Below are 22,874 nucleotides of genomic sequence, written 5' to 3'. Positions count from 1 at the left end.
GGGTGGCCGGGGTGCCCGCGCGAGCGGGGCTCCGGCCGCCCCGTTCCGGATTTCCTGATTGGGGAGTGTGATGTACGACTACGACGTGCTGGTGGTGGGGTCGGCCAACGTCGACCTCGTGATCGGTGTCGAGCGCAGGCCCGGCGCCGGGGAGACGGTGCTCGGGTCGGACCTCGCCGTCCATCCCGGCGGCAAGGGTGCCAACCAGGCGGTCGCCGCCGCGCGGCTCGGGGCGCGCACCGCGCTGCTCGCGCGGGTCGGGGACGACGCGAACGGACGGCTGCTGCTGGAGTCGCAGCGCGAGGCGGGGGTCGACACCGAGGGCGTCCTGGTGGGCGGGGCCCCGACCGGCGTCGCCCTGATCACCGTCGACCCGTCGGGGGACAACAGCATCGTGGTGTCGCCCGGCGCGAACGGACGGCTCACGCCGGAGGACGTCCGGGCCGCCGGGCCCCTGTTCCGCGCCTCGCGAGTGGTCTCGGCGCAGTTGGAGATCCCGTTGGAGTCGGTCGTGGAGGTCGTGCGGCAACTGCCGTCCGGCACGAGGTTCGTGCTGAACCCCTCTCCCCCGCGGGCACTGCCGGCCGAGGTCCTGGCGGCCTGCGACCCGCTGATCGTCAACGAGCACGAGGCCCGGGTGATCCTCGGCGGCGGGGCCGTCGGCGACGATCCCGCCGCATGGGTGCGGGACCTGCTGGCGAGCGGGCCGGAATCGGTCGTGGTGACGCTCGGTTCGCAGGGCGCGTTGGTGGCGTCCGCCGGAGGGGAGGTCGTCCGGGTCGCGCCGGTGAAGGTCGACGCCGTCGACACGACGGGTGCCGGCGACTCCTTCACGGCCGCCCTGGCCTGGAAGCTGGGCGCGGGGGCCCCGCTCGCGGAGGCCGCCGCGTACGCCGCCCGGGTGGGCGCCGTCGCCGTGACGCGGCGGGGGGCGCAGGAGTCGTTCCCCACCGCCGAGGAGGTCGAGGCGCTGTGAAGAAGGGCGGGATCCTGAACCGCCATCTCGCCGGAGCCGTCGCCGAGTTGGGGCACGGCGACCGGGTGCTCGTGTGTGACGCGGGGATGCCGGTCCCGGACGGGCCCCGGGTGGTCGACCTCGCCTTCCGGGCGGGGATTCCGTCGTTCCAGGACGTCCTGACCGGGCTCCTCGACGAGTTGGTGATCGAGGGCGCGCTCGCGGCGCAGGAGGTACGGGAGGCGAACCCCGCCGCGCACGGGTTGCTGACCGGCTCCTTCGCCGAGCTCGCGTACGTGCCGCACGAAACGCTGAAGGAGCTGAGCGCGGGGGCGCGCCTGGTGGTGCGCACCGGGGAGGCCCGGCCGTACGCGAACGTCCTGCTGCGGTGCGGAGTGTTCTTCTGAGTCGGGCCGCCGGACCACCTCGCCGTGCCCCGGCGGCATCCCGGTACGGCGCGAAACCGCCGACCGCCCGCCCCTGCGATCCCACCTTTGCCCCGTCTATCGAAAATCGATAGATTGCTATCGTAGCTCGATGGAAGGGTAAGTCATGGGAAAGCTGGCAGTGCGCGCCCTGCGCGCCGTGCTCGCGGTGGTGCTCACCGGCACCGTGCTCGTACAGGCATTGATGGTGTGGGTCCTGGTCAGCGGGAGCGACCCGGAGGACGGGTCGCTCCCGCTGACCCCGCTGCGTGTGATCACGGTCCTGGGCCTCGGGACGGCCCAGGTCACCCTGGTCTGCGTATGGCGACTGGTGACGATGGTGCGACGCGGGACCGTGTTCTCCCACGCCGCCTTCCGGTACGTGGACGTCATCATCGGCGCCATCGTCGCGGCTGCTCTCCTGTGGTTCGCGGTCACCGCCCTGAACGCGCCCGGCCAGCGGGACGACCCCGGCGTCACCGTCATCATGGGCGGGATCGGCGTGGCCGTCCTGGGGGTCGCGCTCATCGTGCTCGTCCTGCGGACGCTGCTCGCCCAGGCCGTCGCCCGCGACGTCGAAGCGTCGCGGATGCGGGCCGAGTTGGACGAGGTGATCTGATGCCGATCACCGTCGACATCGACGTGATGCTGGCCAGGCGGAAGATGTCCGTGGGCGAGCTCGCGGAGCGTGTGGGGATCACACCCGCCAACCTGGCGGTACTCAAGAACGGCCGCGCCAAGGCGGTGCGCTTCACGACGCTCGCCGCGCTCTGCGAGGTGCTCGAGTGCCAGCCGGGCGACCTGCTCCGCTGGGAGGCCGAGGACACCGCGGGCGAATGAACCGCGCCTGCCTCCGGCGGCACGAGCGTGTGCCGAGCCTTCGCGGCCCCGGATCCCGTGAACTCTCGCACCGCTGCCCGCGACCACCACGCCGGCCTCAGCTGACCGCCTTCCTGACCAGCGCGCTGATGCGCTGTTCGTCGGCTGCGGTCAGCTCCCTCAGGGCGTACGCGGTCGGCCACATGGCGCCGTCGTCGAGTGCCGCCTCGTCGCTGAAGCCGAGCGTGGCGTACCTCGACTTGAACTTCTCCGCGCTCTGGAAGTGGCAGACGACCTTGCCGTCCCTGGCGTACGCGGGCATCCCGTACCAGAGCTTGGGCGCGAGGCCCGGAGCGGCGGCCTTGACGATGGCGTGGATCCGCTCGGCGAGGATGCGGTCCGCCTCCGGCATCTCGGCGATCTTCGCGAGCACGTCCCGCTCCGCCGCCGCCTCCCTCTCCACACGGGACGAACCGCGCCGCGCCGCCGCCTTCTTCTGATCCCGCGCGTGCTCCTTCATCGCGGCCCGCTCCTCGGCGGTGAAACCGTTGTACTGCTCGGCAGTCGTGCCGGAGGTCTCGGCGGACGTCTTCGTGGTCTGCATGGCGGGTTCCTCTCGAACAGGGATGGAGGCGGGTGGCGGCGGGAGCTGACAGCCGGGGGTCAGGACGCCGCGGACGGCGCCGGGGCGATCGGCGCGGCGGCTTCCCAGGCGAACCCGTCCGCGTCGGTGAAGGGGCTGGTGGTGCCGCCGAGGACGATGCGGTGCGAGCCGGTGCCGTCGGCGGGGACGCCGAGGTCCCTGGCCAGACCGCGGCGCTTGTACAGGGCCAGCTTGACGGGGCTGGACTGGCCGGGGGCGAACTCGGCGTACTTGCCGCCGAAGCTCTTGGTCACGGTCAGGCCCCGGCCGGCGTAGAACCGCTTGGTGGCCTTCACGTCGTCGACGCCGAGCAGCAGGACGACCTCGTCGATCTCGCGGGTGGCGGGGCCGGTGTCCTTCCTGGCCGAGGTCGCGACCTTCCAGATCGTCCCGTCCGGGGCCTGGACGACGCCGCCGTAGCCCCACAACGACTTCGCGGCGGGCTTGAGCACCGTGGCGCCGGCGTCCACGGCGGCGGCCACGAAGGCGTCGACGGTGGCCGGCCCGGACACCGTGAGGGCCAGGGTGAAGCCGCGGAAACCGGTGGAATGCGCCTCGGACGCCCGTAGGCGTACGTACGTGTCCACGCCGAAGGCGCTGTAGAAGCGGTGGGCGGCCTCCAGGTCGGCCACCTCGATGGTGACGGACGCGAGGGAGGTGAGGGCTGCGGTGGAAGCGGTGGTGACGGGGGAAGCGGTGGTTGCCATGACCATCACGCTAGGCCCCGTGCGGCGGCCCGTGCTTCTCGATTCCTGACCGGTCCTGCGACCTGCTTCGCCATGAACACCGGCATGGCCTCCACACCGGCATGGCCGGCCGCCGCATCCGCCGCCTGGCGCCGGAAAAGGCCCCGGGCGGCGGCCTACCGGCCGGCTCGGTGGTGGGGAGCCGTTTCCTGCGAGATACGTCTCTCAGCCGGGTGGGACGGCGGGGCCGATGATCCGGTACCCCACGCCGGGGGTGGTGGCGATGACCGGAGGGGCGCCGAGTTTGCGGCGCAGGCGGCTGATGGTCACCGTGACGGTGTTGGTGAACGGGTCGGCGTGTTCGTCCCAGACCTGTTCGAGGAGGTTCTCCGTGCTGAGGAAGGCGGGACTCGCGTCCAGGAGGGCTTCGAGTACCGCGAACTCCTTGACGGAGAGATCGAGTTGGCGGCCGTCGCGGCTGGCGGTGCGGCGCATCGGGTCGAGTTCGATGCCCGCCGTGCTCAACGTGCGGGACCGGGCGGCGGGGCGGCGGCGGGCCAGCGCACGGATCCGCAGGACGAGTTCGGGAAAGTGGAAGGGCTTGGCGAGGTAGTCGTCGGCGCCCAGGGTCAGGCCGCTGACGCGGTCACCGGGTGAGTCGGCGGCGGTCAGCATCAGGACCATCACGCGGCCGTCCCGCTCGGTGATCATCTGGCAGAGGGTGTCGCCGTGGATGCCCGGCAGGTCCCGGTCGAGCACGACGACGTCGTACGCGTTGACGTCCAGTTTGGCCGCGGCGGCGAGCCCGTCGTGGGCCACGTCCACGGCCATGCCCTGGTCGCGCAGCCCTTCGGCGACGACTTCGGCGAGGGGGCGGGCGTCCTCGACCACCAGGACCCTCAACGTGCCACGCCCGTCTCCGTGTCCGGGGATTGCGCCGTCGCCCTGCCGTCCGTACGGGGAAGGGTGACGGTGACGCGCAGGCCGCCGTCGGGGCGGGCGCGCAGGTGCAGGGCGCCGTGGTGGGCCTGGGCGACGGCCGCGACGATGGAGAGGCCGAGGCCGCTGCCCCGTCCGGTGCCGGTCCGGTCGGCGCCGAGGCGGCGGAAGGGCAGCGCGAGGTCCGCCACCCGCCGCTGGTCGAGGACCGGTCCGCCGGACTCGACGACGAGGGACACCGCGCCCGTGTCGTCTCCCTCGGCCCGTACCGCGACGCTGATCCAGCCCCCGGGCTCGTTGTGCGTGATCGCGTTGTCGACCACGTTGTCGACCGCGCGGCGCAGCAGCGTCCGGCTGCCCCGCACCCAGGCGCAGTCGTCGATCCGGTCCTCACGCACGGTCAGGCCCTTGGCCGCGATGTCCTCCGCCCGTCCGGTCAGGGCGGCCAGCGCGAGTTGGCCGAGGGTGAGCCGCGCCGAGTCGGTGAACCCGCCGTGCTGGGTGCGGGCCAGGACGAGGAAGCTCTCCAACAGCCGGTCGACCTGGTCGAGTTCGGCACGCATCCGGGCGGCCAGTGTGGCCATGGCCCCGGGTACCGGGCCCGGCTTGGCGAGGGCCACGTCCAGGGAGGCCCGCATCGTGGTGAGCGGGGTGCGCAGCTCGTGGGAGGCGTTGGCGACGAAGAGGCGCTGCGCGTCGAAGGATCCCTCCAGTCGGCCGAGGAGGTCGTCGATGGTGTCGGCGAGGTCCTTGACCTCGTCGCCGGGGCCGTCGATGGCCAGGCGTTCGTGCAGGCTGTCGGCGGTGATCCGGCGGGTGGCCGCGGTCATCACGCGCAGCGGGCGAAGCACCCGGCCGGCGACGAACCAGCCGAGGCCGACCGAGACCACCGCCATGACGCCGAGGGCGATGGCGGAGCCCAGCAGGACCTGCCGTGACTGGGTGTCGTGCGCCTGGGCCAGTTGCTGCTCCAGCTCGTCGATGCGGCCCTGGGCCCGTGCCGCCGTGGCGGGCAGACCGGTGTCGCCGTCGGGGGCGGTCCGGCTGGAGCGCGATCCGCCGGATGCCACCACGGCCGCAATGGCCAGCAGCGCCGTTCCCGACAGCAGGAACAGCGTCACGTACAGGGCGGTGAAGCGAGTGCGGGCGGTGCCACGGCGCAGGCCGAACCGGGCCGTGCGACCGCGCGGGCCGAGCCGGGCGGTGCCACCGCGCGGGCCGAACCGGGCGGTCAGACCCGTGAGCCTTCGGGGCGGGCCCCATTCCATCCGCATGCTCCCCTCTCGCCACCGCACCAGGACGCGTACCGGCCCAGGCTAGGCCGAGGCGCCTAACAGCGGGATGACAGGGGCCGTTCGGTCCCTGTAACCCGCTCCGTCACAGGGTGGGGCCATGAGCGATGAGAGTACGAAGGCGACGATCGAGGTCGTAGGTCTGCGCAAACGCTTCGGGCCACGACTGGCTCTGGACGGGATGACGTTCACCGTGCGCCCCGGACGGGTGACCGGCTTCGTCGGCCCGAACGGCGCGGGCAAGTCCACCACCATGCGCGTCGTCCTGGGCCTTGACGCGGCCGAGTAGGGAAGGGCGCTGGTCGGCGGGGTGCCGTACCGCACGCTGCGTCGCCCGCTCCGGCATCTGGGGGCACTGCTCGACGCCTCCGCGCTGCAGCCGAGCCGCACCGCCCGCAACCACCTGCTGTGGCTGGCCCACTCACAGGGCGTGCCGTCCCGGCGCGTGGACGAGGTCATCGAGCAGGCCGGCCTGGGCACGGCAGCCCGGCGCAGGGCCGGGGGCTTCTCGCTGGGCATGCGCCAGCGCCTGGGGATCGCGGCGGCACTGCTCGGTGACCCGCCGGTCCTCATGCTGGACGAGCCGTTCAACGGCCTCGACCCCGACGGCATCGTGTGGATGCGCGGATTCCTGGCGGAGCTGGCCCGGCAGGGCCGCGCCGTCCTGGTCTCCAGTCACCTGATGAGCGAACTGGAGGGCACAGCGGACCATCTCGTGGTGATCGGCCGCGGCCGGGTCCTCGCGGACACCGGCGTGTCCGAACTGCTCGCCGAGGCGTCCGGTGGACGAATCACCCTGCGTACCTCCGCGCCTCCACGTGCCGCCCAGGTCCTGCACGGCGCGGGCGCCACCGTTCTCACCACCGGCCCCGACACCCTCGGCGTCACGGGCCTGCCCGACGAGGAGGTCGTGGCCCTGCTCGCCCGGAACGGGGTGCCGTTCTCCCAGGTGTCCGCGCACCGGGCGACGCTCGAGGAGGCGTACCTGGAGCTCACCCGGGACGCGGTGGAGTACCGGGGCGTCCCGGCGACGGAGGCCACGCGATGACGGCCACCCCCACCCCTCGTCCCCCGGCCACCAGGCGCGCCGAGCCGAGCGGGTTCCTCAGGACGCTGCGCGCCGAGTGGACGAAGTTCCGTACGGTACGCGGCTGGGTGCTCGCCGTGGCGGGGGCGCTCCTGGTGACGGTCGTGGTCGGCCTGCTCGGCACGGCCGCCCCCGCCCCCGGCGGTCGCGGCGCCGACTCCGCCTCGTACCCGACGGGCCCCGGCGGCGAAGCCGTCAACGACAGCTTCTACTTCGTCCACAGGGCGCTCACCGGGGACGGCGCGCTCACCGTTGCCCTGCGGTCCCTGACCGGTGTGGCCGACACCGGGACCGGCCGGCCGGTCCAGGGCGCCCAGCCCTGGGCGAAGGCGGGGATCATCGTGAAGGAAAGCCTCACCCAGGGATCCCCGTACGCGGCGGTCATGGCCACCGGCGGCCACGGCGTGCGCATGCAGCACGACTACACGCACGACACGGCCGGCCCTTCCGGCGCGGCCACCCCGGAGTCCCCGCGCTGGCTGCGCCTGGTCCGCTCCGGCGACAGCCTCACCGGCTACGCCTCCACCGACGGCTCCCACTGGACCGAGGTCGGCCGTGCCAGGCTGCCCGGGCTTGCGCGCACCGTACAGGCCGGGCTGTTCGCCACGTCGCCGGAGGCGAAGCAGGCCACCCCGGCGGGCACGGGGTTCAGCCCCGCCGTGGCCACCGGCGCCTTCGGCCGTCCCGACCTCACCGGTGACTGGTCCCGGAGCGCGTGGAGCGGCACGCAGGTGGGCGGTGACGCGGGCACCTCCGGGAGTTACACGAACACCACCGGGGGCGGCTTCACCGAGAGCGACGGCGGCGGGTTCACCGTGACCGGGGCCGGTGACATCGCACCGGTCGTCGGCGGGCCCGCCATGGGCGTCGGCTTCTCCGTGGAGAACTTCCTGGTCGGCACGTTCGCCGGGCTGGTCGTGCTGATCGCCGTGGGCACGGTGTTCATCACCGGCGAGTACCGGCGTGGCCTGCTGCGCACGACCATGGCCGCAACTCCCCTGCGGGGGCGGGTGCTTGGCGCCAAGGCGCTGGTGGCCGGAGGCGTCGCGTCCGCCGTCGGCCTGGTCGCCGCCGCGATCACCGTTCCCCTCGGGGAACGCAGCGCGCGCGGCAGGGGCTTCCACGTCCTCCCCGTCACGTCGGCGACCGAAGTGCGCGTCCTGGTCGGAACCGGCCTGCTCTGCGCAGCCGCCACCGTGCTCGCTCTCGGCGTCGGTGCCCTGCTGCGGCGCAGCGGCACGGCGGTCGCCCTCGTCGTCGCGTCGATCGTGCTGCCCTTCCTGCTCGCCACCTCCGGCGTACTGCCCCCGGGCGTCTCGGAGTGGCTGCTGCGGGTGACCCCGGCCGCGGGCTTCGCCGTCCAGCAGACCGTGCCGCGGTACGCGCAGGTGCTCAGCGTGTACGAGCCGTCGACCGGCTACTACCCGCTGGCGCCCTGGGCCGGCCTCGCCGTGCTGAGCGGGTACGCCGCGCTCGCCTTCGGTCTGGCCGTGGTGCGGCTGCGCGGGAGGGACGTATGAGCCTCCTGAGCGGTGCGCGCCCCACGAGCACGGCTGACGGCGCGTGGCGCGGGGGCTTCGGCCGCGCCCTGCGTGCGGAATGGACGAAGCTGCGCACCGCGGGGGAAACGGGCAGGCTGCTCCTGCTCGCCGTCGCGCTGACCGTGGCCGTCGGCTGCGGCACCGCCAAGGCCGTGAAGTGCCCGGACGCGGGGTGCGGCCAGGACGCCGTCAAGCTCGCCCTGTCCGGCGTCACCGTCGGGCAGGCGGTCATCGCCGTGCTCGCGGTGCTGGCCGTCAGCGGCGAGTACGGCACCGGGATGATCCGCACCACGCTCATGGCGGTGCCGAACCGGATCATCGTCCTCACCGCCAAGGCGGCGGTCCTCACCGCGGTCGTCCTGGCCTCCGGGACGGTGGCCGTCCTGGTCTCCCTCCTCGCCGGCCGCCACGTCCTGCCCGGCAACGGATTCACCGGGGCGCACGGCTACGCACCGCTGTCCCTGGCGGACGGTCCGACCCTGCGCGCGGCCGTGGGCTCGGTCCTCTACCTCGTCCTGATCGCCCTGATCGGCCTCGGCGTGGCGACGGCGGTACGGGAGGCGGCGAGCGCCATCGGGATCGTGCTCGGGCTGCTCTACCTCTTCCCGGTCGTCATCCAGGTGGTCCACGACCCGGAGTGGCAGCGCCACCTCCAGCAGGTTTCGCCGATGTCCGCCGGACTGGCCGTCCAGACCACCCTCGTCCTGCACGAGCCGCCCATCGGCCCATGGGCCGGCCTGGGCGTGCTCGCCGCGTGGGCCGCGGGCGCGCTGCTGGTCGCCGGCCTGCTGCTGCGCGGGCGCGACGCGTAGCCGGACCGAGGCTTCGCTCGTTGCGGATCGCCGGCACCGGCGCCGGTACGCCCGCCGGGCCTTCACGGACCCCTTCGAGCTCGGGTCAGGGCAGCGGTCAGGGCAGCGGGGTGCCGCCGGTGGCGTTCACGATCTCGGCGGTGATGTAGGAGGACTCCTGGGAGGCGAGGAAGACGTAGGCGGGGGCCATCTCGGCGGGCTGGGCAGCCCGGCCGAGCGGGGACTGCTCCCCGAAGTGCGCGACCTTCTCCGCGTCCATCGTGGCCGGGATCAGCGGGGTCCACACCGGGCCGGGGGCGACCGCGTTGACCCGGATCCCGTCGGGGGCCAGCTGCGTCGCCAGTCCCTGGGTGAAGGCGACGATCGCGGCCTTGGTCATCGCGTAGTCCAGCAGGTGCGGGCTGGGCTTGTACGCCTGCACCGAGGCGGTGTTGATGATCGAGGCGCCCTTCTCCAGGTGGGGAAGGGCGGCGCGGGTGGTCCAGAACATGCCGTACAGGTTGGTCCGCATGACGCGGTCGAACTGCTCGGTGCTGATCGCGGCGAGCCCGTCCGGCTGGGACATCTGGTAGGCCGCGTTGTTCACCAGCACGTCGAGGCCGCCGAGTTCACCGACGCAGCGGGCCACCAGCCGGGCGCAGAACTCCTCGTCGCGGAGGTCGCCGGCGATCGGCAGGGCGCGTCGCCCGGCGTCCGTGATGAGGGCGGTCGTGGTGTCGGCGTCGCCCGCTTCCTCCGGGAGGTGGCAGAAGGCGACGTCGGCGCCCTCGCGGGCGAAGGCGAGCGCGACTGCCCGGCCGATCCCGGAGTCGCCGCCGGTGATGAGCGCGATCCGCCCGGTCAGCCGGCCGCTGCCCCGGTAGGTCGTCTCTCCGTGATCCGGCTCCGGCCGCATGGCCTCGCCGCTGCCGGGGTGGAGCTGGGACTGCTCCGGGAACGGCGGGGTGGGGTGCTGCTCGGTGGGGTCGCGCGGAGTGTGCTGATCACTCATCACGGCGAACGGTCCCCTTCCCTGGTTGACGACCATCGGGTTCGGCCTGCTCGCGGGCGCCTGGAGGGGCGCTCCGCGTCGAGTCTCGCGCCCGTGCGATGCGACGGCAACCGGACGGCCGATGGAGGACAGGCAACTGCGGCTGGTCCATGCCCGGGCGGGCAGGCGGCCCGGTGGCTGTCCGGTGCTAGTTGAGCATGCGGGCCGCCTGGACCTGCCGGAGGTGGACGAGGACGTCGTGGGTCTGGGCGAAGCGGATCTGGGGGGCGTCCGCGATGCCGGGGTAGGTGGCGCCGATGTTCTTGGTCGTGTGGGGCTCGGCGAGCCAGCTGCGGGCCGGTTCGGGGGCGTTGCGCAGGTCGACCATGAAGTCGCGGTAGCGGACCTTGTCCAGGGTGTGCTCGGCGGTGCCGGGTTCGGCGGGGCCGACGGCGAAGCTGTCCGGGGCGCCGTCGTGGTTGAAGGCGTTGAACGCGCCGTGGTCGAAGGTGAGGCCGACGCTCAGGTAGCCGGCGCCCAGTCGCTCGCGCAGGAACTCGCCCTGGACGTGGGGGTGGCTGGCGGGGGCGTAGGTCTTGAGGGCGACGTGGGTGTTGTGGGCGGAGAGCATGGTCTTGCTGCCGGTGCGCTGCTGCCACCAGGCGATGTTGTCCGCCATCACGCGGTCGCGGTAGACCATGGCGGCGGGGATGTCCTGGGGGGCGTCCCAGTCGAAGGCGTACAGGGTGGTCATCTGGTGGATCGCGGTGGCGTGCTGGAGGGCCCAGGCATGGGCTTCGGCGTCGGCGCCGGGGTGCTGCCTGAGCAGGTCCACCGCCCGCCCGGTCCGTTCGGCGAGCTCCTTTCGGTCGGCGAGCGGCTTCGAGAGGTAGTCGTTGACGTAGGTCTCGGCGCTGGTGGTGGGCCGCAGTCCTCGGTACAGCTCGGCGATCTGCGCGGCGAGTTCGGGGCTGGACGCGGCCGCGAACGCGTTCACCCTGTCGTACAGCCCGGGGCCGGCGAAACCGTTGTCGTCGCCGACGAAGCGCACCGGGTCGTCGGAGTGCTTCACGTTGTAGGCGCGCATCCACTGGAGCAGGTCGCGGGTCTCGGCGTTGTTCCACCACCGGTAGGTGCCCTGGAACTCCTCGTCCATGATCTGCTTCAGGTCGCCCTCACCGCGCGTGAGGTAGGCGTCGATCCGCAGTCCGCTGCTCCAGGCGGCTTCGAAGGCGAAGGTGCGGAAGCCCTTCTCCTCCACCAGGTAGCGGAAGACGCGGTGCTTGAGGGTGACGAACTCGTGCGAGCTGTGGGTGGCCTCGCCCACGCCCACCACGGTGGCGCCGCCGACCATCCTGCCGAACGGGCGCAGGTCGGCCAGGCCGCTGCGGGGGTCGGTGGTGCGCAGCGGGTTCGCCACCCGGTCGAGGGCGGCCTCGGGGGAGCGGAACGCGGCGGCGTCGACGGAGGCCGTCGCGGCGGCCGGGGCGGGCGGGGTGAAGGCGGAGGCGGAAGCGGCCGGAGCGACGGCCAGGGTGGCACCGAGCGGGACGAGCAGAGCGGCGAGCAGGGCCTTGTGCGTGATCATGGACCCAACCCTCGCTTCCCCGGGGCACCCCGCACCATCCGCCGCACCCCCTGATCGGCCCGGGGGTTAGCCCCACCCGCCGATCGACGGGTGACCGGGACCAGGGTCCCGGTCGTGAGTCGGAGTCAGGTCGGACGACGGAAGCGGGGTACGGAGGCACGAGCGCCGACCGGTCGGCGTCGGCTGGCCGCGCCCGACGAGCCTCCTGCCTCGACCGCCGTCCCCGTCACTCCGGTCGCCGGGCCGGGACCGAGCGCGGCGCATCGTCGGGGTCGCGGTGTCGTCGCGGTCCGTGGGTCAAGGTCGTCCGGGTCACGGGTCTGTACCGGCGGCCGGTGACTCGCGCCGACGGTGCGCGGCGGCGCCGTGGAACCGGCATCCTGGCAGGTCGCCGGCGGGGTGCGGCAGGGCACGGCGGGCGACGGCGCGGGTGGTTTCCGGCCGTACGTGTCACAGCACTGTCCTGGGGGCGGCCCGGGCGGAACGGTTCGTCCGGGAAGGCGGTCCCGGTCTTCGGAAACCCGCTCGCACCGAGCACCCGGCACCGCCGCCCATCCGGAGGAAATCACCGTGCGCGTCCGCAAGCTCACCTTCGCCGCCCTGGCCGTCGCAGCCGCCCTCTCGCTCACCGCCTGCCAGGACGACGGGACGGGCACTGCCCAAGGCGCCCCGACCACGGCCCCGACCCCCGCCCCGGCCGCGTCCACCGGTGTCTCCTCCGGCGGCGCTCCGGCCTCCGGCGGCCCGGCTTCGAGCGCCCCGGGGAAGCCCGGCACGCCGCCCACCACCCCACCAGCCGGCTCCACCGGGGCCGGGAAGACCGCCAAGTGCCGGACCGCGGACCTGACCGTCACGGCCGCGGACCGCACCATCACCGGCGACGCCGACAACACCGTCGTGGTCGAGCTGAAGAACCACAGCGGGAAGGACTGCACGCTGTCCGGATACGCGGGCGTCGACCTGAAGACCTCCGCGGGCACGGTGTCCGCGAAGCGCTCCGGCGAGCCGGTCGTCGAGGGCGTCGTGGTGAACGGCAAGTCGACCTACTTCGGCATCAGTTACCCGGCCAACACCTCGGGCGGCTCCGGCGTCCGGGTCACCGGCCTGGTGGTGACCCCGCCGGACGAGACCCAGTCGGTCACCCTGCCCTGGCCGGGCGCCGGCTCCCTGCCCGTCACCGAGGGCAGCGGATCCCCGGTGAGGATCGGCCCGATGGGGAGCGCCGGCCAGGGCTGAGGACCGTCCTCACCGCGGGACCGGCGCATCGGTGCGGGGCCTCGGCGGTGTCCGGCGGGGCGCCGGGCACCGCCCGGCCCGGGCCGGGACCCGACGACGGTGCCCCCGGTCCCACGGGGTGCGACCGCTGTTGGCCGATTGGAGTGAGCCGCCCGGCCGCGGCCCGGCCGTGTGCTCGGTTCGGGCGTACCTCGGCGCGCCGGGGATCACCGGCCTGTGCACGCTGGACCGGGTGGGTGGACACAGGCGCACGCCTCCGGACCACCGGCCCGGCACCGCACTGATCGGAGCACAGGATGATCGGAACCCCCGCACCCTTCGCCGGGAACCACGGGAACCAGGGCAGCGACAGGACCGAGGGAAACGCCGGCCCTCCGCAGCCGGCGGACTGCGCCGAGGACCCGGCCGCCGCCCTGAAGCAGATGTTCGTCGACCTGACCCAGGGCGCCCGGATGTCCCGCGGCCAGGACCCCGTCAGACGACCGGTGTTCCTCAAACCGCACGGCGTCGCCCGCGGAGTGCTGACGGTCTCCCCCGACCTGCCGCCCGACCTGCGCGTCGGGTTCCTCGGGACCGCCCACGAGCGGCCCGACGGCCTGCCCGCCTGGGTGCGCTTCTCCAGCGACACCGTGCCCGGCAGCCCCGACCTCGACACCACCCTCGGCATCGGCGTCAAACTGTTCGGCGTGCCCGGCCGGAAGCTGCTGGACGGCGAGACCGAGGCCGGCACCCAGGACCTGCTGCTCCAGAACCACGACGTGTTCTTCGTCGACACCGCCCAGGACATGTGCGAGTTCACCAGGGCCGGTGTCGTCGACGGCGACTACGAGCGGTACCTCCAGGACCACCCGGTCACCCGCGAGATCCTCGACGCGATGGCCCGGTTCGAGGAGAGCGTGCTCACCGCCGACTACTGGAGCGTGCTCCCCTACGCCTTCGGTCCCGAACGCTTCGTCAAGTACAAGCTGGCGCCGGCCGGTTGCGCGCCGGGCGACCCGGCGGCGGTGCCGCCCGACGAGAACCCCGCGTACCTGGCCGCCGACCTGCGCCACCGGCTCGCGGCGGGCGCGGCGGCCTTCGACCTGATGCTGCAGTTCCGCACCGACCCGCAGCGCATGCCGCTGGACCGGGCCACCGTACGGTGGGACGAGACCGCGAGCGAACCGGTGACGGTGGCCCGGCTGACCCTCCGGAAGCAGGACATCACGGCGCGGGGCCAGGCCGCCTACGGCGAGAACCTCGCCTTCAACCCGTGGCACGCCCTCGCCGAGCACCGCCCGGTGGGCAGCATCTCCGAGGTCCGCAGGACCGTCTACCGGGCGTCGGCCGAGCAGCGCCGCGACGTCAACGGCGTCCCGGCGGCCGAACCCGGCCCGGCCCGCGAGCAGATCACGCCGCCGCCCGGCCGCGACACCAGGATCGTCCGGGCCGCCGTGCACCCGGCGATCGGGGTGGCCAGGGTCGGCGACAGCGCGGAGGGATTCTTCCTCGCCCCCGAGGTCGACCAGCCGGCCCCGCTGCCCGCCGGGAGCTACAAGGACGCCACCGGTGCCCTGAAGCGGCAGGCCGTCCGGTTCCGCGTCTACGGCTACAACGCGGCCGGCGAGCCGGTGGCCGAGCTGACCGCCGACAACGCGGACCTGCGCTGGACGGTGCACGTCGCCAACCGGAAGGCCGCCTGGTACCAGTTCCAGCTGGCCCTCGACATCCCCGAGGCGGAGCAGACCGAGGACAGCAACCTGCGCAACCCCAAGGTCCCGGCCGACCGGCGCGACCGTCTGGTCATCGACCCCGGCCCCCGGTCGGCGCGCGGCCGCAACCGGTCGGGCGGTCCCGAGCACACCTTCGACACCGGCACCTTCCTGGACCGGCCCGTCTACCTCGGGGAGCTGCGGACCGACGAGAGCGGCCGGCTCCTCTTCCTCGGCGGCCGGGGCGTCTCCGCGTCCGCCACCGACACCCCCGCCGACACCTTCGCCAACAACGACGGCTGGCACGACGACGTCTCCGACGGGCCGGTCACCGCCGAGGTCAGCATCGACGGGCGGCCGGTCCCGGTCGAACCGGGCTGGGTGGTCACCGCACCCCCCAACTACGCGCCCGAACTCACCTCGGTGCGCACGATGTACGACCTCGTCCGCGACGCCTTCGTCACCGCCGGCCTCCTCCCGGAGCCGCCGCGGCCGTCGTTCACCCGGGACGTGCTGCCCGTGCTGCGCCGCCTGTGCGACCTCCAGTGGGTCAACCAGGGGGTGGCCGTCCAGCTGGGTCACGGCGGGCGGGAGGACCTCCTCGCCCCAGCGCGCCTCGCCGCGCTGGCGGACCCCTCGCCCGTCCAGCGGGAGCTGCGCCGTCAGGTCTGGCTGACGATCCGCGACTACGACCGTGACGGCCTCTCCCCCGTGCCGTGGCCGGGCGTGTACGGCGATGCGATGAACGTGCCGGCCCAGTCGGTCCGCCAGCACGTGACGCTCTCCCCGCTCCAGTACCGCCTGCTGCGGCGCTGGGCCCGCGGGGACTTCGTCGCCGACTACGACCGGCACGCCGTACCACCGGCCTCCCTCGACGAGGTCCCGTTCGCCGAGCGGCCCCTGACCCTGGACCGGGCGGCGCTCTCGTTCTGTCTCGCCGACGCCTTCCACCCCGGCTGCGAACTCACCTGGCCGATGCGCCACACCACCCTGTACAGCAGCCCCTTCCGGGTGCGTCTGCGCGATCCGGCGCTGCCGCCGCCGCCCGCCTACGGCCCGACCCTCACCCCGCGGATCGCCCTCTCCTTCGACGGCCCGCTCTACGCCCAGCGGCCCGGCGACCTGACCAGGTGGATGGCCGTGCCCTGGCAGACCGACACCGCGAGCTGCCGGTCCGGCTACGAGTACCTCTCCGGCTTCGGCACCTACGACCCGTACCTGCCCACCTTCTGGCCGGCCCGGGTGCCCAACCACGTGATCGCCGAGGAGGAGTACGCGATCGTCATGGACGCCTCCCGGCCGATCGGGGAACGCCTGGCCGCGTTCGGCAACCGGCGGGCCTGGCTCCGCTGGCTCCCCCCGGGCTACACCGACGCCATCAACGCCATGGTGACGGACTTCGGCCGGCTAGGCGTGGTCGAGCGCCGCCCCGGGCCCACCGACGACCCCCGCCTCCCGGCGGAGCTGCTCGTCGAGTCCGAGGTGACCTTCCCGCCGGAGCCCGCACCGCCGGCCCGGCGCAACCTGGTCACCCTGCACGTACCGCTCGGCGCCGACCCGGTGCTCGGCGGGGCCGCGACGGCCACCGCCGTCACCATGGCGGAGCTGCCCGACGAGGAGGTCTCGGCGGGCTACATCGACAAGGTCAAGCGTCTGCGGCGGGACCGGTGACGGACCGCCCGGGCCCGCCGGGGCCCGTCGACGCCGTCGTGGCGGGCGGCGGCCCGGCGGGCTCCGTCGCGGCCCTGGTCCTGGCCGCCGCCGGCCGGCGGGTCCTGCTCCTCGACCCCGGCGGGCGCCCCTCGCCGCCCACCGGGCGCGGCGCGTTCAAGATCGGGGAGTCGCTGCCGCCCGCCGCCCGCCCGCTGCTGCGCGACCTCGGGCTGCTGGACGGCTTCCTGGCCGCCGGGCACCCCGCGTCCACGGGCACGTACGCCGCCTGGGGTTCGCCGGCGCTGCACGGCATCAGCCACGTGTTCGACCCGTACGGGCACGGCTGGCACCTCGACCGGCTCCGCTTCGACGCCTTCCTCCGGGACGCGGCCGTGGCGGCCGGCGCCGAGCTGCGGCGGGCCACCCTGCTCGCCTGGTCCGGCGGCCGACTGACCGTCCGTCAGTACGGCACCGGTGCGGACAGCCGTCGCGACGAGGGAAAGGACAGCGGGGCCGGCCGTGGGGCCGGCCCCGTGGCGGAGCTGCACACCCGCTGGACGGTCGACGCCACCGGGCGGAGCTGCGTCATCGGCCGCCGGCACGGCCGCCGCCACCGGCAGGACCGGCTCGTCGCCGTCTACGCCGTCCTCCCCGGCCGCCGCGCGGCCGGCGGCGCGGGCCCGGAGGACGCCGAGGCCCGCACGCTCGTCGAGGCGGCACCCGACGGCTGGTGGTACACCGCCCCGGTCCCGGCCGGACGCCTGGTCGCCCACCTGACCGACCCCGACCTCGCCGCCCCCGCCCTCCGCACGCCGCAGGGCTTCTGGCACGCCGCCACCCGGACCGACCACGTCCGCCGGCGCCTGGACGGCTACGACCCCGCCGCAACCCCCTCGCCGCGCTGGGCACCCGCCCACGGCGTGCGGCTGGGCCCGGCCGCCGGCCCGGGCTGGGTGGCGGCCGGGGACGCCGCGCTCGCCTTCGACCCGCTCTCCTCACAGGGCATCCTCACCGCGCTGCACACCGGCGCCCGCGCCGGGCGGACCGTTGCCGCGTGCCTGGCCGCCCCGGCCCGCGCGGCGGCCGCCCTCGCCGACTACACGGCGTTCCTGGACGGCGTCGCGGACGCCTACCGGAGGAACCACGCGTACACGTACGACCAGGAGCGGCGCTGGCCGTCGAGCCCGTTCTGGCGACGCCGCCGAACGGGCGGGGCGCCTCTGCGCGGCGGTGCGTGACGCCCCCGGCGCGGCGCCCGCCTGACACCCGCGTGACGCCGCGTGACGCCGTCCGGGCCGCGTCCGCCCGGCAGGGGCGGCCCGGACGGGGCACCGGCCGTCGGCGGCCGGGCGGGTGAACGGGGCCACGGTGCCCCCAGCTGGTTCAGTTCCCCCCTTCGGTACGCGCCGGGGGCGACCCGGCTCCACCCGGTGACAGAGGGCACCCACCGGCGGCCCGGACCGCCTACGCTGCTGATGCCGGCCAACGGACGACCACCGCAACGGAGTTCGCACTGTGACTGCCCTTCCCTACGACGCCGTGCTCTGTGACATCGATGGGGTGCTGCGGCATTGGCCCACTTCCGGACCCGGTGACCTTGACCATGTCCACGAACTCCCTGCGGGCACCTTCGCGGCAGCCGCCTTCGCACCGTCCCGCCTGCATCCCGCGATCACGGGGGAGGTCACCGACGAGGAATGGCGTTCGGCGGTGGCCACGGACCTCGCCGAGGCATGTGGATCGACGGACCGCGCCCGAAGCGTGGTCACCGCCTGGTCCGAACTCGTGCCGCGCGTCGATCAGGATGTCGTGTCGCTCCTCACCAGGGTCCGTGAAGTCGCCACGGTCGCCCTGGTCTCCAACGCGACCACACGGTTGGAGTCGGATCTCGCCCGGCAGGGCTTGGCCGACCTCGCCGATGCCGTGGTGAACAGTTCCCGCATCGGTGTGGCGAAGCCCGATCCGCGTGTCTACCTCATCGCCGCGGAGCGGGTGGGAGCCCCGGTCCACCGCTGCCTGTTCGTCGACGACACCGAGGCCAACGTCATCGCGGCCCGCGAGGTGGGGATGGCCGCCCTCCACTACCGCCGGATCGGAGATCTCCGGGACGCCCTGTCCGGGGTCGTGCCTCCGGGCCGTGCACGCTGACCACCGGGGAGCCCGGGCGATCGGGTGGCAGCGGCCCGCACCGTCAGTCCTTGCCCGGCAGTGCCGTTCCGTCCTGCGGGTACGGCCCCGTCCCGGTGCCCGGGGGCGCAGATCGCGAAGGCCCTGAGGCCCTCGGGCCGGCTGCCCCCTCCCTCGTCCCGTGACCGGGGGGCGACTCGCCGGTCGCGGTCGCCCACCCCGCTCCGGCGCACGCCTCCGCCGGATAGTGCGCCGGTACGGCTGTCACAGCGCGGACCTATGCTCTCGCCATGCCGGAATCCGCTGTCCCCGCGTCCCTGTCCCATGCCGATGCCGATGCCCGCCTGGGCGGCGCGTTGTCCGCCGTGTTCGAGGGTGCGGGAGCGTCGCCCGGCTACGGCGAGGTGCTGTTCTTCGACGGCGACCTCACCCTCGACGGGGACTTCCTGACCGCCGTCGGCGAACTGCGCGGCGGGGACGCCGAGGGCGGGGTCGAGCTGGTCGTGGTCACCGGTGACCTGACGGTCAACGGGCCGATCGCGCTCTACGACGACCGGCCCGGGCTCTACGTCGGCGGTCGCACCGAGGCGGAGACCCTGGAGGGCGGCGAGGCGGAGATCCACATCCACGACGGCGCCTTCACCCACCTGGTCCACGGCTACTACAACCACGGCTCCCTGGTGGCCGGGACCGTCGAGACCCCCTGGGTGATCTACTCCGACCACCACATGGAGCTCTCCGCCCCCGGCGCACGCTGGGTGGACAACTACGGCGATGACGACGACGCCGACTTCGCCGTCGGGGACGGCATCGTGGAGGCGTTCGTGCCCGAGGTCGTCGACGCGGAGGACCACTGCCTGGACGTCGACGCGTTCCTGGACCGGCTGCGGGCCGGGCTCCCGGTCCTGCGGCCCGCAGCCCGGTCGGCGGCCGAGTCGGCCGGTGACGTCCTGTCCCGGGCCCTGGCCGACCGGGTGGAGCACCTCGACCTGACCGATCGCAAACTCCGGGCGTTCCCCGCCGAGGTGCTCCGGATGCCGTGGCTGCGCACCCTGATCCTGGACGGCAACCCGATCGGCGAGCTGCCCGAGGCGCTCGGGACGCTCACCCGGCTGGAGCACCTGTCGGTGCGCTTCTGCGGACTGACCGCCCTGCCGGAGTCGGTCGGCGACCTGGCCGCGCTCCGGGTGCTGTGCGTCGCCGGCAACCGGGACCCGGACGGGGTCACGGTCGAGTTCTCCCTGCCGGCCGCTGTCGGCCGGCTCACCGCCCTGGAGGAACTCGACATCTCCTACCTGTCCGTCACCACCGGTGCGACGACGACCGAGTGGGACCTCCCCGAGATGACGCGGTTCGTCCTGCCGGACACCTTCGGCGGTCTGGTCGCGCTGCGGAAGCTGGTCGCCGACGTGACCGACGTCGTGTTCCCCGACTCCGCGCACGGCCTGACCGGCGTCGAGGAGGTGTCCATGACTCACGGCCGCCTGCGGACCTTCCCCGAGGTCGTCACCACCTTCCCGAACCTGCGGCGGCTCGACCTGGGCGACAACTTCTTCGACACCGTCCCCGACAGCCTGCTCCGGCTGACCCGGCTCGAAGAGCTCAACCTCGGCGGCAGCCTCGGCCTGGTGCGCGACCCGCTGCCGGACCTCGGCCGCCTGCCCGCCCTGCGGATCCTCGGCTTCAGCGGGCACACCAGCCGCTTCAGCACCCCCGAGCCGGGGCACGTCTTCCTGCGGGAGTTGTTCGCCATGGAGCTGACCGGGCTGGAGGAACTCCGGATCGACCGGTGGTGCAGGAACACCAAGCGCCACAAGCCCGGGCCCGAGCACTTCGCCGGGATCGGGACGTTCCGCCGGCTGCGGACCGTCGACCTGTCCTCCAACGAACTCAAGGACCTGCCGGCCGATTTCGACACGCTCCCCGACCTGGCGGTGGTCGACCTGCGGTACAACCGGCTTTCGCAGACGGTCCGCGACCGGATCACCGCCGCACACCCGGCCGCCCGGATCGACTTCCAGGGCTAGGTGCGGTCGCGGCGCACCATGTCGTGATCACAACTCCGTGATCACCGTGGCCGCGCACGCCCTGCGTCAGTGCCCGCACCCGCAGCGCCGGAACCCGAAGTCGAGGGTGTGGTCGTTCTCGCCCGGCCCACCGGTGGTCAGTGCCCGCTCGGGGTACCGTCCGCCCGGCGGGGCGGCGCCGTCGGAGTCGATGAAGGGATCGTCACCGACGCCGCGCCTGGTGGGCACCCACCGGTGCAGCGGACCGCCCTCGGCGTAGTCGGACGGCTCGTCCAGCCGGATCGTGTACTCCGTGTGCGGCCTGAGGCCGCCGTCCACGTTCGAGTCGTCGAAGTAGTACTCGCCGCGCGCCGTCGTCCGCGCCGTCCCGACGAGCGTGCCCGCCCCGTCGTACAGGTGGACGGTCGCGCCCGGCACCGGTTGCCGGCCCGGCCGCTGGACGCCCGTGCGCCCGGGGTCGTACCAGACCCGGTTGCCGATCTGCAGCGGCGCCCGGTCGCAGAGCACCTCGAGGTCGCCCATCGAGGCGCCCTTGCCGAACGGCGCGGGGACGTCCGGCGGGTTGAGCCGCAGCCCGGACACCGGGTCCTGTCCGCCGTCCGCCCGCCGCAGGAACGACGTGCCGTAGCCGAACGCCGTGCTGTTCGGGTCGAAGCCGGAGATCCCGACGGTGGTCTCCACCTTGGACAGCGCCATCCCGGCGTAGGCCGCGTTGCGGTGGAAGCCCATCCGGCTGGTGTCGAAGAAGCGGTTCCCCCGGGGCGGGAGCCCGCAGCCGCCGTTGGTGTCCATCACGTAGCCGCCGTCCGCCGCCGGGCAGGCCTTGTTCAGGTCACCGCCCGACAGGACCTCGCCGACCGCGCCGCCCGCCGCCGCCTGGCCGGCCGCCCGGTCCGCGAGGCGGTCGCGGAAGGCCAGCAGCATCGAGCCGTCCGTCTCGAAGCCGACCTCGGCCAACTCCGGCTCCGGCTGGGCGCGGAAGCCGGCGCAGGCCTGCCCGTTCTGCACGACCGGGTAGGTGTCCGTCCACGGGAACCAGCCCGCGCCGTCGCACGGGCCCGCGCCGACCGTCGACCCGCGCGGGTAGTCCAGCGGCTGGTCCAGCACGGCCGGGCCGAACCGGCCGGTGGCCGGGTCGAAGGGCAGCACGACCGCCCGCAGGTCCGCCGCCCGGCCCGTCGACTCGCCCGAGCAGACACCGCCCAGGTAGCCGGTCCCGTCCTGGAGGCCCAGACCGAAGGGGCGCCAGTCCCCGGCCGAGGGGCAGCCCGGATCCGGGACGGGGTAGACGGCCTTCGGCGCCGGCGCGCTCGCCACCGTGGCGTCGTAGCGGTACAGCCGGCGGTCGTTGAGGTTGACGACGAACAGGTCCCGGCCGTCGTCCGTCACCTTCAGCCCGCCGAGGCTCTCCTTGCCCGGCACCGCCAGGAACGCCTCGTCCGCCCCCGGCCCGTGCGCCGTGCCTCCGGCGTCCGGGACGGTGGTGAAGAGCGTGGTCCTCCGCTGCGCCGGGTCGGTCAGGTAGATCCCGCCGGGGCCGCCCGGGCCGTAGGCCGTGGTGCGCTTGGCCGCCGCCGAGGAGAACACCCGCCGGTCGGTCCTGTTCCACGCGACGCCGAACAGCGTGCCGGTCTGCGCCGCGGTGGCGACGTCGGCGACGTCCACGTCCACGTCCGCCTGGCCGCGCGCACCGTACGGGAACGACACCAGCGTGCGCTGCCCACCGCCCTGCCAGGCGGTGTTCTGACAGGTCGTCATCACGGGCGCGTTCTTCTGGCAGTAGTCGCCGGGGCTCCACAGCCCCGTGGTGTACGAGACGTCCGCGCCGTCGGAGAGGTCGACGAACTCCTCGTTCGAGCTCAACAGGCCGGGCCCGCCGGCCAGCCCCTGCCGCGAGGCGAAGGCGGGGAACAGCACGCCCGGCTTCGGGTTCACCACCCGCACCCGGTAGGCGCCGCCGTGCTCCCGGCTCCGCGGCGGCGGCGCGAGCGTCACCGTCCCGTCGGCCGCCGTGGTGCCCTCGACGTGGACCCGGCCCCCGCCGGTGAGCGTCACCTTCACCCCCGGCAGCCCCGGCTCCAGCCCGGGCGTCCACGCGCCCGAGGCGTCCACCGCCCGGACCACCCGTACCGTCACCGTCCCGTCCGCGCTCTGCGGGAACGCCTCCGGCGCCGACAGCAGCCCGCTGCCGGTCAGCACGACGCCGAGCACCGCGGCCCGCGCGACGCCCGTCCTTCGTCTTCTCGTCCCCACTGGGCCCCACTCTCGTGATCGACGGGCGGACGCCCGATCCGGACAGGACCCCCAGGAGAGCCGCAGCCGCTCGTCCACGCCCGCGCTTCCGGGCACGTTCACCGGTGTGTGTGACGGAGAACGGGCCGGA

General features: G+C 74.0%; 18 protein-coding genes and 1 pseudogene. 12 read left to right on the top strand and 7 right to left on the bottom strand.

The window, feature by feature from the left end:
* Window positions 1-70: 70 nt before the first annotated feature.
* From ACZ5GH_RS33095 to ACZ5GH_RS33080, 4 genes are all read left to right on the top strand, one after another.
* The gene (locus ACZ5GH_RS33095; RefSeq protein WP_464336128.1) at window positions 71-976 is read left to right on the top strand and encodes a ribokinase; all 906 of its coding nucleotides are present in this window, start codon (window positions 71-73) and stop codon (window positions 974-976) included.
* On the top strand, window positions 973-1,362 hold the full coding sequence (rbsD, locus tag ACZ5GH_RS33090) for a D-ribose pyranase (RefSeq protein ID WP_464336127.1): 390 nt from the start codon (window positions 973-975) through the stop codon (window positions 1,360-1,362). The genes ACZ5GH_RS33095 and rbsD overlap by 4 nt, the downstream gene beginning before the upstream one ends.
* A gap of 145 nt (window positions 1,363-1,507) precedes the next feature.
* Window positions 1,508-1,999, top strand: a complete 492-nt coding sequence (locus ACZ5GH_RS33085) for a DUF2975 domain-containing protein (protein ID WP_464336126.1) — start codon at window positions 1,508-1,510, stop codon at window positions 1,997-1,999.
* Complete coding sequence (locus ACZ5GH_RS33080; RefSeq protein ID WP_387753472.1) at window positions 1,999-2,220, top strand: helix-turn-helix domain-containing protein; 222 nt, start codon at window positions 1,999-2,001, stop codon at window positions 2,218-2,220. Before ACZ5GH_RS33085 ends, ACZ5GH_RS33080 begins: the two co-directional genes overlap by 1 nt.
* 97 nt (window positions 2,221-2,317) lie before the next feature.
* On the opposite strand, the gene ACZ5GH_RS33075 is transcribed toward ACZ5GH_RS33080, so the two are convergent.
* The 4 genes from ACZ5GH_RS33075 to ACZ5GH_RS33060 all read right to left on the bottom strand — a co-directional run bounded on the left by ACZ5GH_RS33075 (window position 2,318) and on the right by ACZ5GH_RS33060 (window position 5,735).
* Window positions 2,318-2,803, bottom strand: coding sequence for an iron chaperone (locus ACZ5GH_RS33075; protein ID WP_387753475.1), 486 nt, complete (start codon window positions 2,801-2,803; stop codon window positions 2,318-2,320).
* 59 nt (window positions 2,804-2,862) lie between these two features.
* Entirely contained in the window at window positions 2,863-3,555 is a 693-nt protein-coding gene (locus ACZ5GH_RS33070; protein WP_464336915.1) for a VOC family protein, read from the bottom strand.
* A 198-nt stretch (window positions 3,556-3,753) separates the two neighbouring features.
* Window positions 3,754-4,431 carry a response regulator transcription factor gene (locus tag ACZ5GH_RS33065; protein ID WP_387753478.1) on the bottom strand — a complete coding sequence of 226 codons (678 nt, stop codon included), beginning with the start codon at window positions 4,429-4,431 and terminating at the stop codon, window positions 3,754-3,756.
* Window positions 4,428-5,735 carry a sensor histidine kinase gene (locus ACZ5GH_RS33060; RefSeq protein WP_464336125.1) on the bottom strand — a complete coding sequence of 436 codons (1,308 nt, stop codon included), beginning with the start codon at window positions 5,733-5,735 and terminating at the stop codon, window positions 4,428-4,430. Before ACZ5GH_RS33060 ends, ACZ5GH_RS33065 begins: the two co-directional genes overlap by 4 nt.
* A gap of 124 nt (window positions 5,736-5,859) precedes the next feature.
* Here ACZ5GH_RS33060 and ACZ5GH_RS33055 point away from each other — a divergent pair.
* From ACZ5GH_RS33055 to ACZ5GH_RS33045, 3 genes and pseudogenes are all read left to right on the top strand, one after another.
* A pseudogene (locus ACZ5GH_RS33055) lies at window positions 5,860-6,807 on the top strand (ABC transporter ATP-binding protein).
* Window positions 6,804-8,366, top strand: coding sequence for an ABC transporter permease subunit (locus ACZ5GH_RS33050; RefSeq protein ID WP_464336124.1), 1,563 nt, complete (start codon window positions 6,804-6,806; stop codon window positions 8,364-8,366). Before ACZ5GH_RS33055 ends, ACZ5GH_RS33050 begins: the two are co-directional and overlap by 4 nt.
* A complete protein-coding gene (locus ACZ5GH_RS33045) occupies window positions 8,363-9,199 on the top strand; it encodes an ABC-2 transporter permease (RefSeq protein ID WP_464336123.1) in 837 nt (278 codons plus the stop codon). The genes ACZ5GH_RS33050 and ACZ5GH_RS33045 overlap by 4 nt, the downstream gene beginning before the upstream one ends.
* 97 nt (window positions 9,200-9,296) lie before the next feature.
* Here the strand turns inward: ACZ5GH_RS33045 and ACZ5GH_RS33040 are convergent, their stop codons facing one another.
* Both ACZ5GH_RS33040 and ACZ5GH_RS33035 read right to left on the bottom strand, forming a co-directional pair.
* On the bottom strand, window positions 9,297-10,190 hold the full coding sequence (locus ACZ5GH_RS33040) for an SDR family oxidoreductase (RefSeq protein ID WP_387753489.1): 894 nt from the start codon (window positions 10,188-10,190) through the stop codon (window positions 9,297-9,299).
* A gap of 187 nt (window positions 10,191-10,377) precedes the next feature.
* Window positions 10,378-11,757, bottom strand: coding sequence for an erythromycin esterase family protein (locus tag ACZ5GH_RS33035; protein ID WP_464336122.1), 1,380 nt, complete (start codon window positions 11,755-11,757; stop codon window positions 10,378-10,380).
* 570 nt (window positions 11,758-12,327) lie between these two features.
* On the opposite strand from ACZ5GH_RS33035, the gene ACZ5GH_RS33030 reads away from it, so the two are divergent.
* The 5 genes from ACZ5GH_RS33030 (at window position 12,328) to ACZ5GH_RS33010 (ending at window position 20,491) form a co-directional block, all read left to right on the top strand.
* Window positions 12,328-12,993 carry a DUF4232 domain-containing protein gene (locus tag ACZ5GH_RS33030; protein WP_464336121.1) on the top strand — a complete coding sequence of 222 codons (666 nt, stop codon included), beginning with the start codon at window positions 12,328-12,330 and terminating at the stop codon, window positions 12,991-12,993.
* A gap of 296 nt (window positions 12,994-13,289) precedes the next feature.
* Window positions 13,290-16,355 carry a LodA/GoxA family CTQ-dependent oxidase gene (locus ACZ5GH_RS33025; protein ID WP_464336120.1) on the top strand — a complete coding sequence of 1,022 codons (3,066 nt, stop codon included), beginning with the start codon at window positions 13,290-13,292 and terminating at the stop codon, window positions 16,353-16,355.
* Window positions 16,352-17,575 carry an FAD-dependent monooxygenase gene (locus tag ACZ5GH_RS33020; RefSeq protein WP_464336119.1) on the top strand — a complete coding sequence of 408 codons (1,224 nt, stop codon included), beginning with the start codon at window positions 16,352-16,354 and terminating at the stop codon, window positions 17,573-17,575. The genes ACZ5GH_RS33025 and ACZ5GH_RS33020 overlap by 4 nt, the downstream gene beginning before the upstream one ends.
* 277 nt (window positions 17,576-17,852) lie before the next feature.
* Window positions 17,853-18,485, top strand: coding sequence for an HAD family hydrolase (locus ACZ5GH_RS33015; RefSeq protein ID WP_464336118.1), 633 nt, complete (start codon window positions 17,853-17,855; stop codon window positions 18,483-18,485).
* 269 nt (window positions 18,486-18,754) lie between these two features.
* A complete protein-coding gene (locus ACZ5GH_RS33010) occupies window positions 18,755-20,491 on the top strand; it encodes a leucine-rich repeat domain-containing protein (protein ID WP_464336117.1) in 1,737 nt (578 codons plus the stop codon).
* A gap of 66 nt (window positions 20,492-20,557) precedes the next feature.
* Here ACZ5GH_RS33010 and ACZ5GH_RS33005 read toward each other — a convergent pair whose 3' ends face one another.
* The gene (locus tag ACZ5GH_RS33005; RefSeq protein WP_464336116.1) at window positions 20,558-22,744 is read right to left on the bottom strand and encodes an SdrD B-like domain-containing protein; all 2,187 of its coding nucleotides are present in this window, start codon (window positions 22,742-22,744) and stop codon (window positions 20,558-20,560) included.
* Window positions 22,745-22,874 lie beyond the last annotated feature (130 nt).

The sequence above is a fragment of the Kitasatospora sp. Xyl93 genome, from assembly GCF_055383135.1.
The sequence above is the reverse complement of the archived record's forward strand: the minus strand, read 5'-3'. Positions and strand labels throughout refer to the sequence as shown.

Coding starts and splice junctions, on each gene's coding strand:
- ACZ5GH_RS33035 (WP_464336122.1), bottom strand. CDS start 11,757: ATGATCACGCACAAGGCCCTGCTCGCCGCTCTGCTCGTCCCGCTCGGT.
- ACZ5GH_RS33095 (WP_464336128.1), top strand. CDS start 71: ATGTACGACTACGACGTGCTGGTGGTGGGGTCGGCCAACGTCGACCTC.
- ACZ5GH_RS33050 (WP_464336124.1), top strand. CDS start 6,804: ATGACGGCCACCCCCACCCCTCGTCCCCCGGCCACCAGGCGCGCCGAG.
- ACZ5GH_RS33070 (WP_464336915.1), bottom strand. CDS start 3,555: ATGGTCATGGCAACCACCGCTTCCCCCGTCACCACCGCTTCCACCGCA.
- ACZ5GH_RS33010 (WP_464336117.1), top strand. CDS start 18,755: ATGCCGGAATCCGCTGTCCCCGCGTCCCTGTCCCATGCCGATGCCGAT.
- ACZ5GH_RS33080 (WP_387753472.1), top strand. CDS start 1,999: ATGCCGATCACCGTCGACATCGACGTGATGCTGGCCAGGCGGAAGATG.
- ACZ5GH_RS33085 (WP_464336126.1), top strand. CDS start 1,508: ATGGGAAAGCTGGCAGTGCGCGCCCTGCGCGCCGTGCTCGCGGTGGTG.
- ACZ5GH_RS33025 (WP_464336120.1), top strand. CDS start 13,290: ATGATCGGAACCCCCGCACCCTTCGCCGGGAACCACGGGAACCAGGGC.
- ACZ5GH_RS33060 (WP_464336125.1), bottom strand. CDS start 5,735: ATGGAATGGGGCCCGCCCCGAAGGCTCACGGGTCTGACCGCCCGGTTC.
- ACZ5GH_RS33040 (WP_387753489.1), bottom strand. CDS start 10,190: ATGAGTGATCAGCACACTCCGCGCGACCCCACCGAGCAGCACCCCACC.
- ACZ5GH_RS33075 (WP_387753475.1), bottom strand. CDS start 2,803: ATGCAGACCACGAAGACGTCCGCCGAGACCTCCGGCACGACTGCCGAG.
- ACZ5GH_RS33045 (WP_464336123.1), top strand. CDS start 8,363: ATGAGCCTCCTGAGCGGTGCGCGCCCCACGAGCACGGCTGACGGCGCG.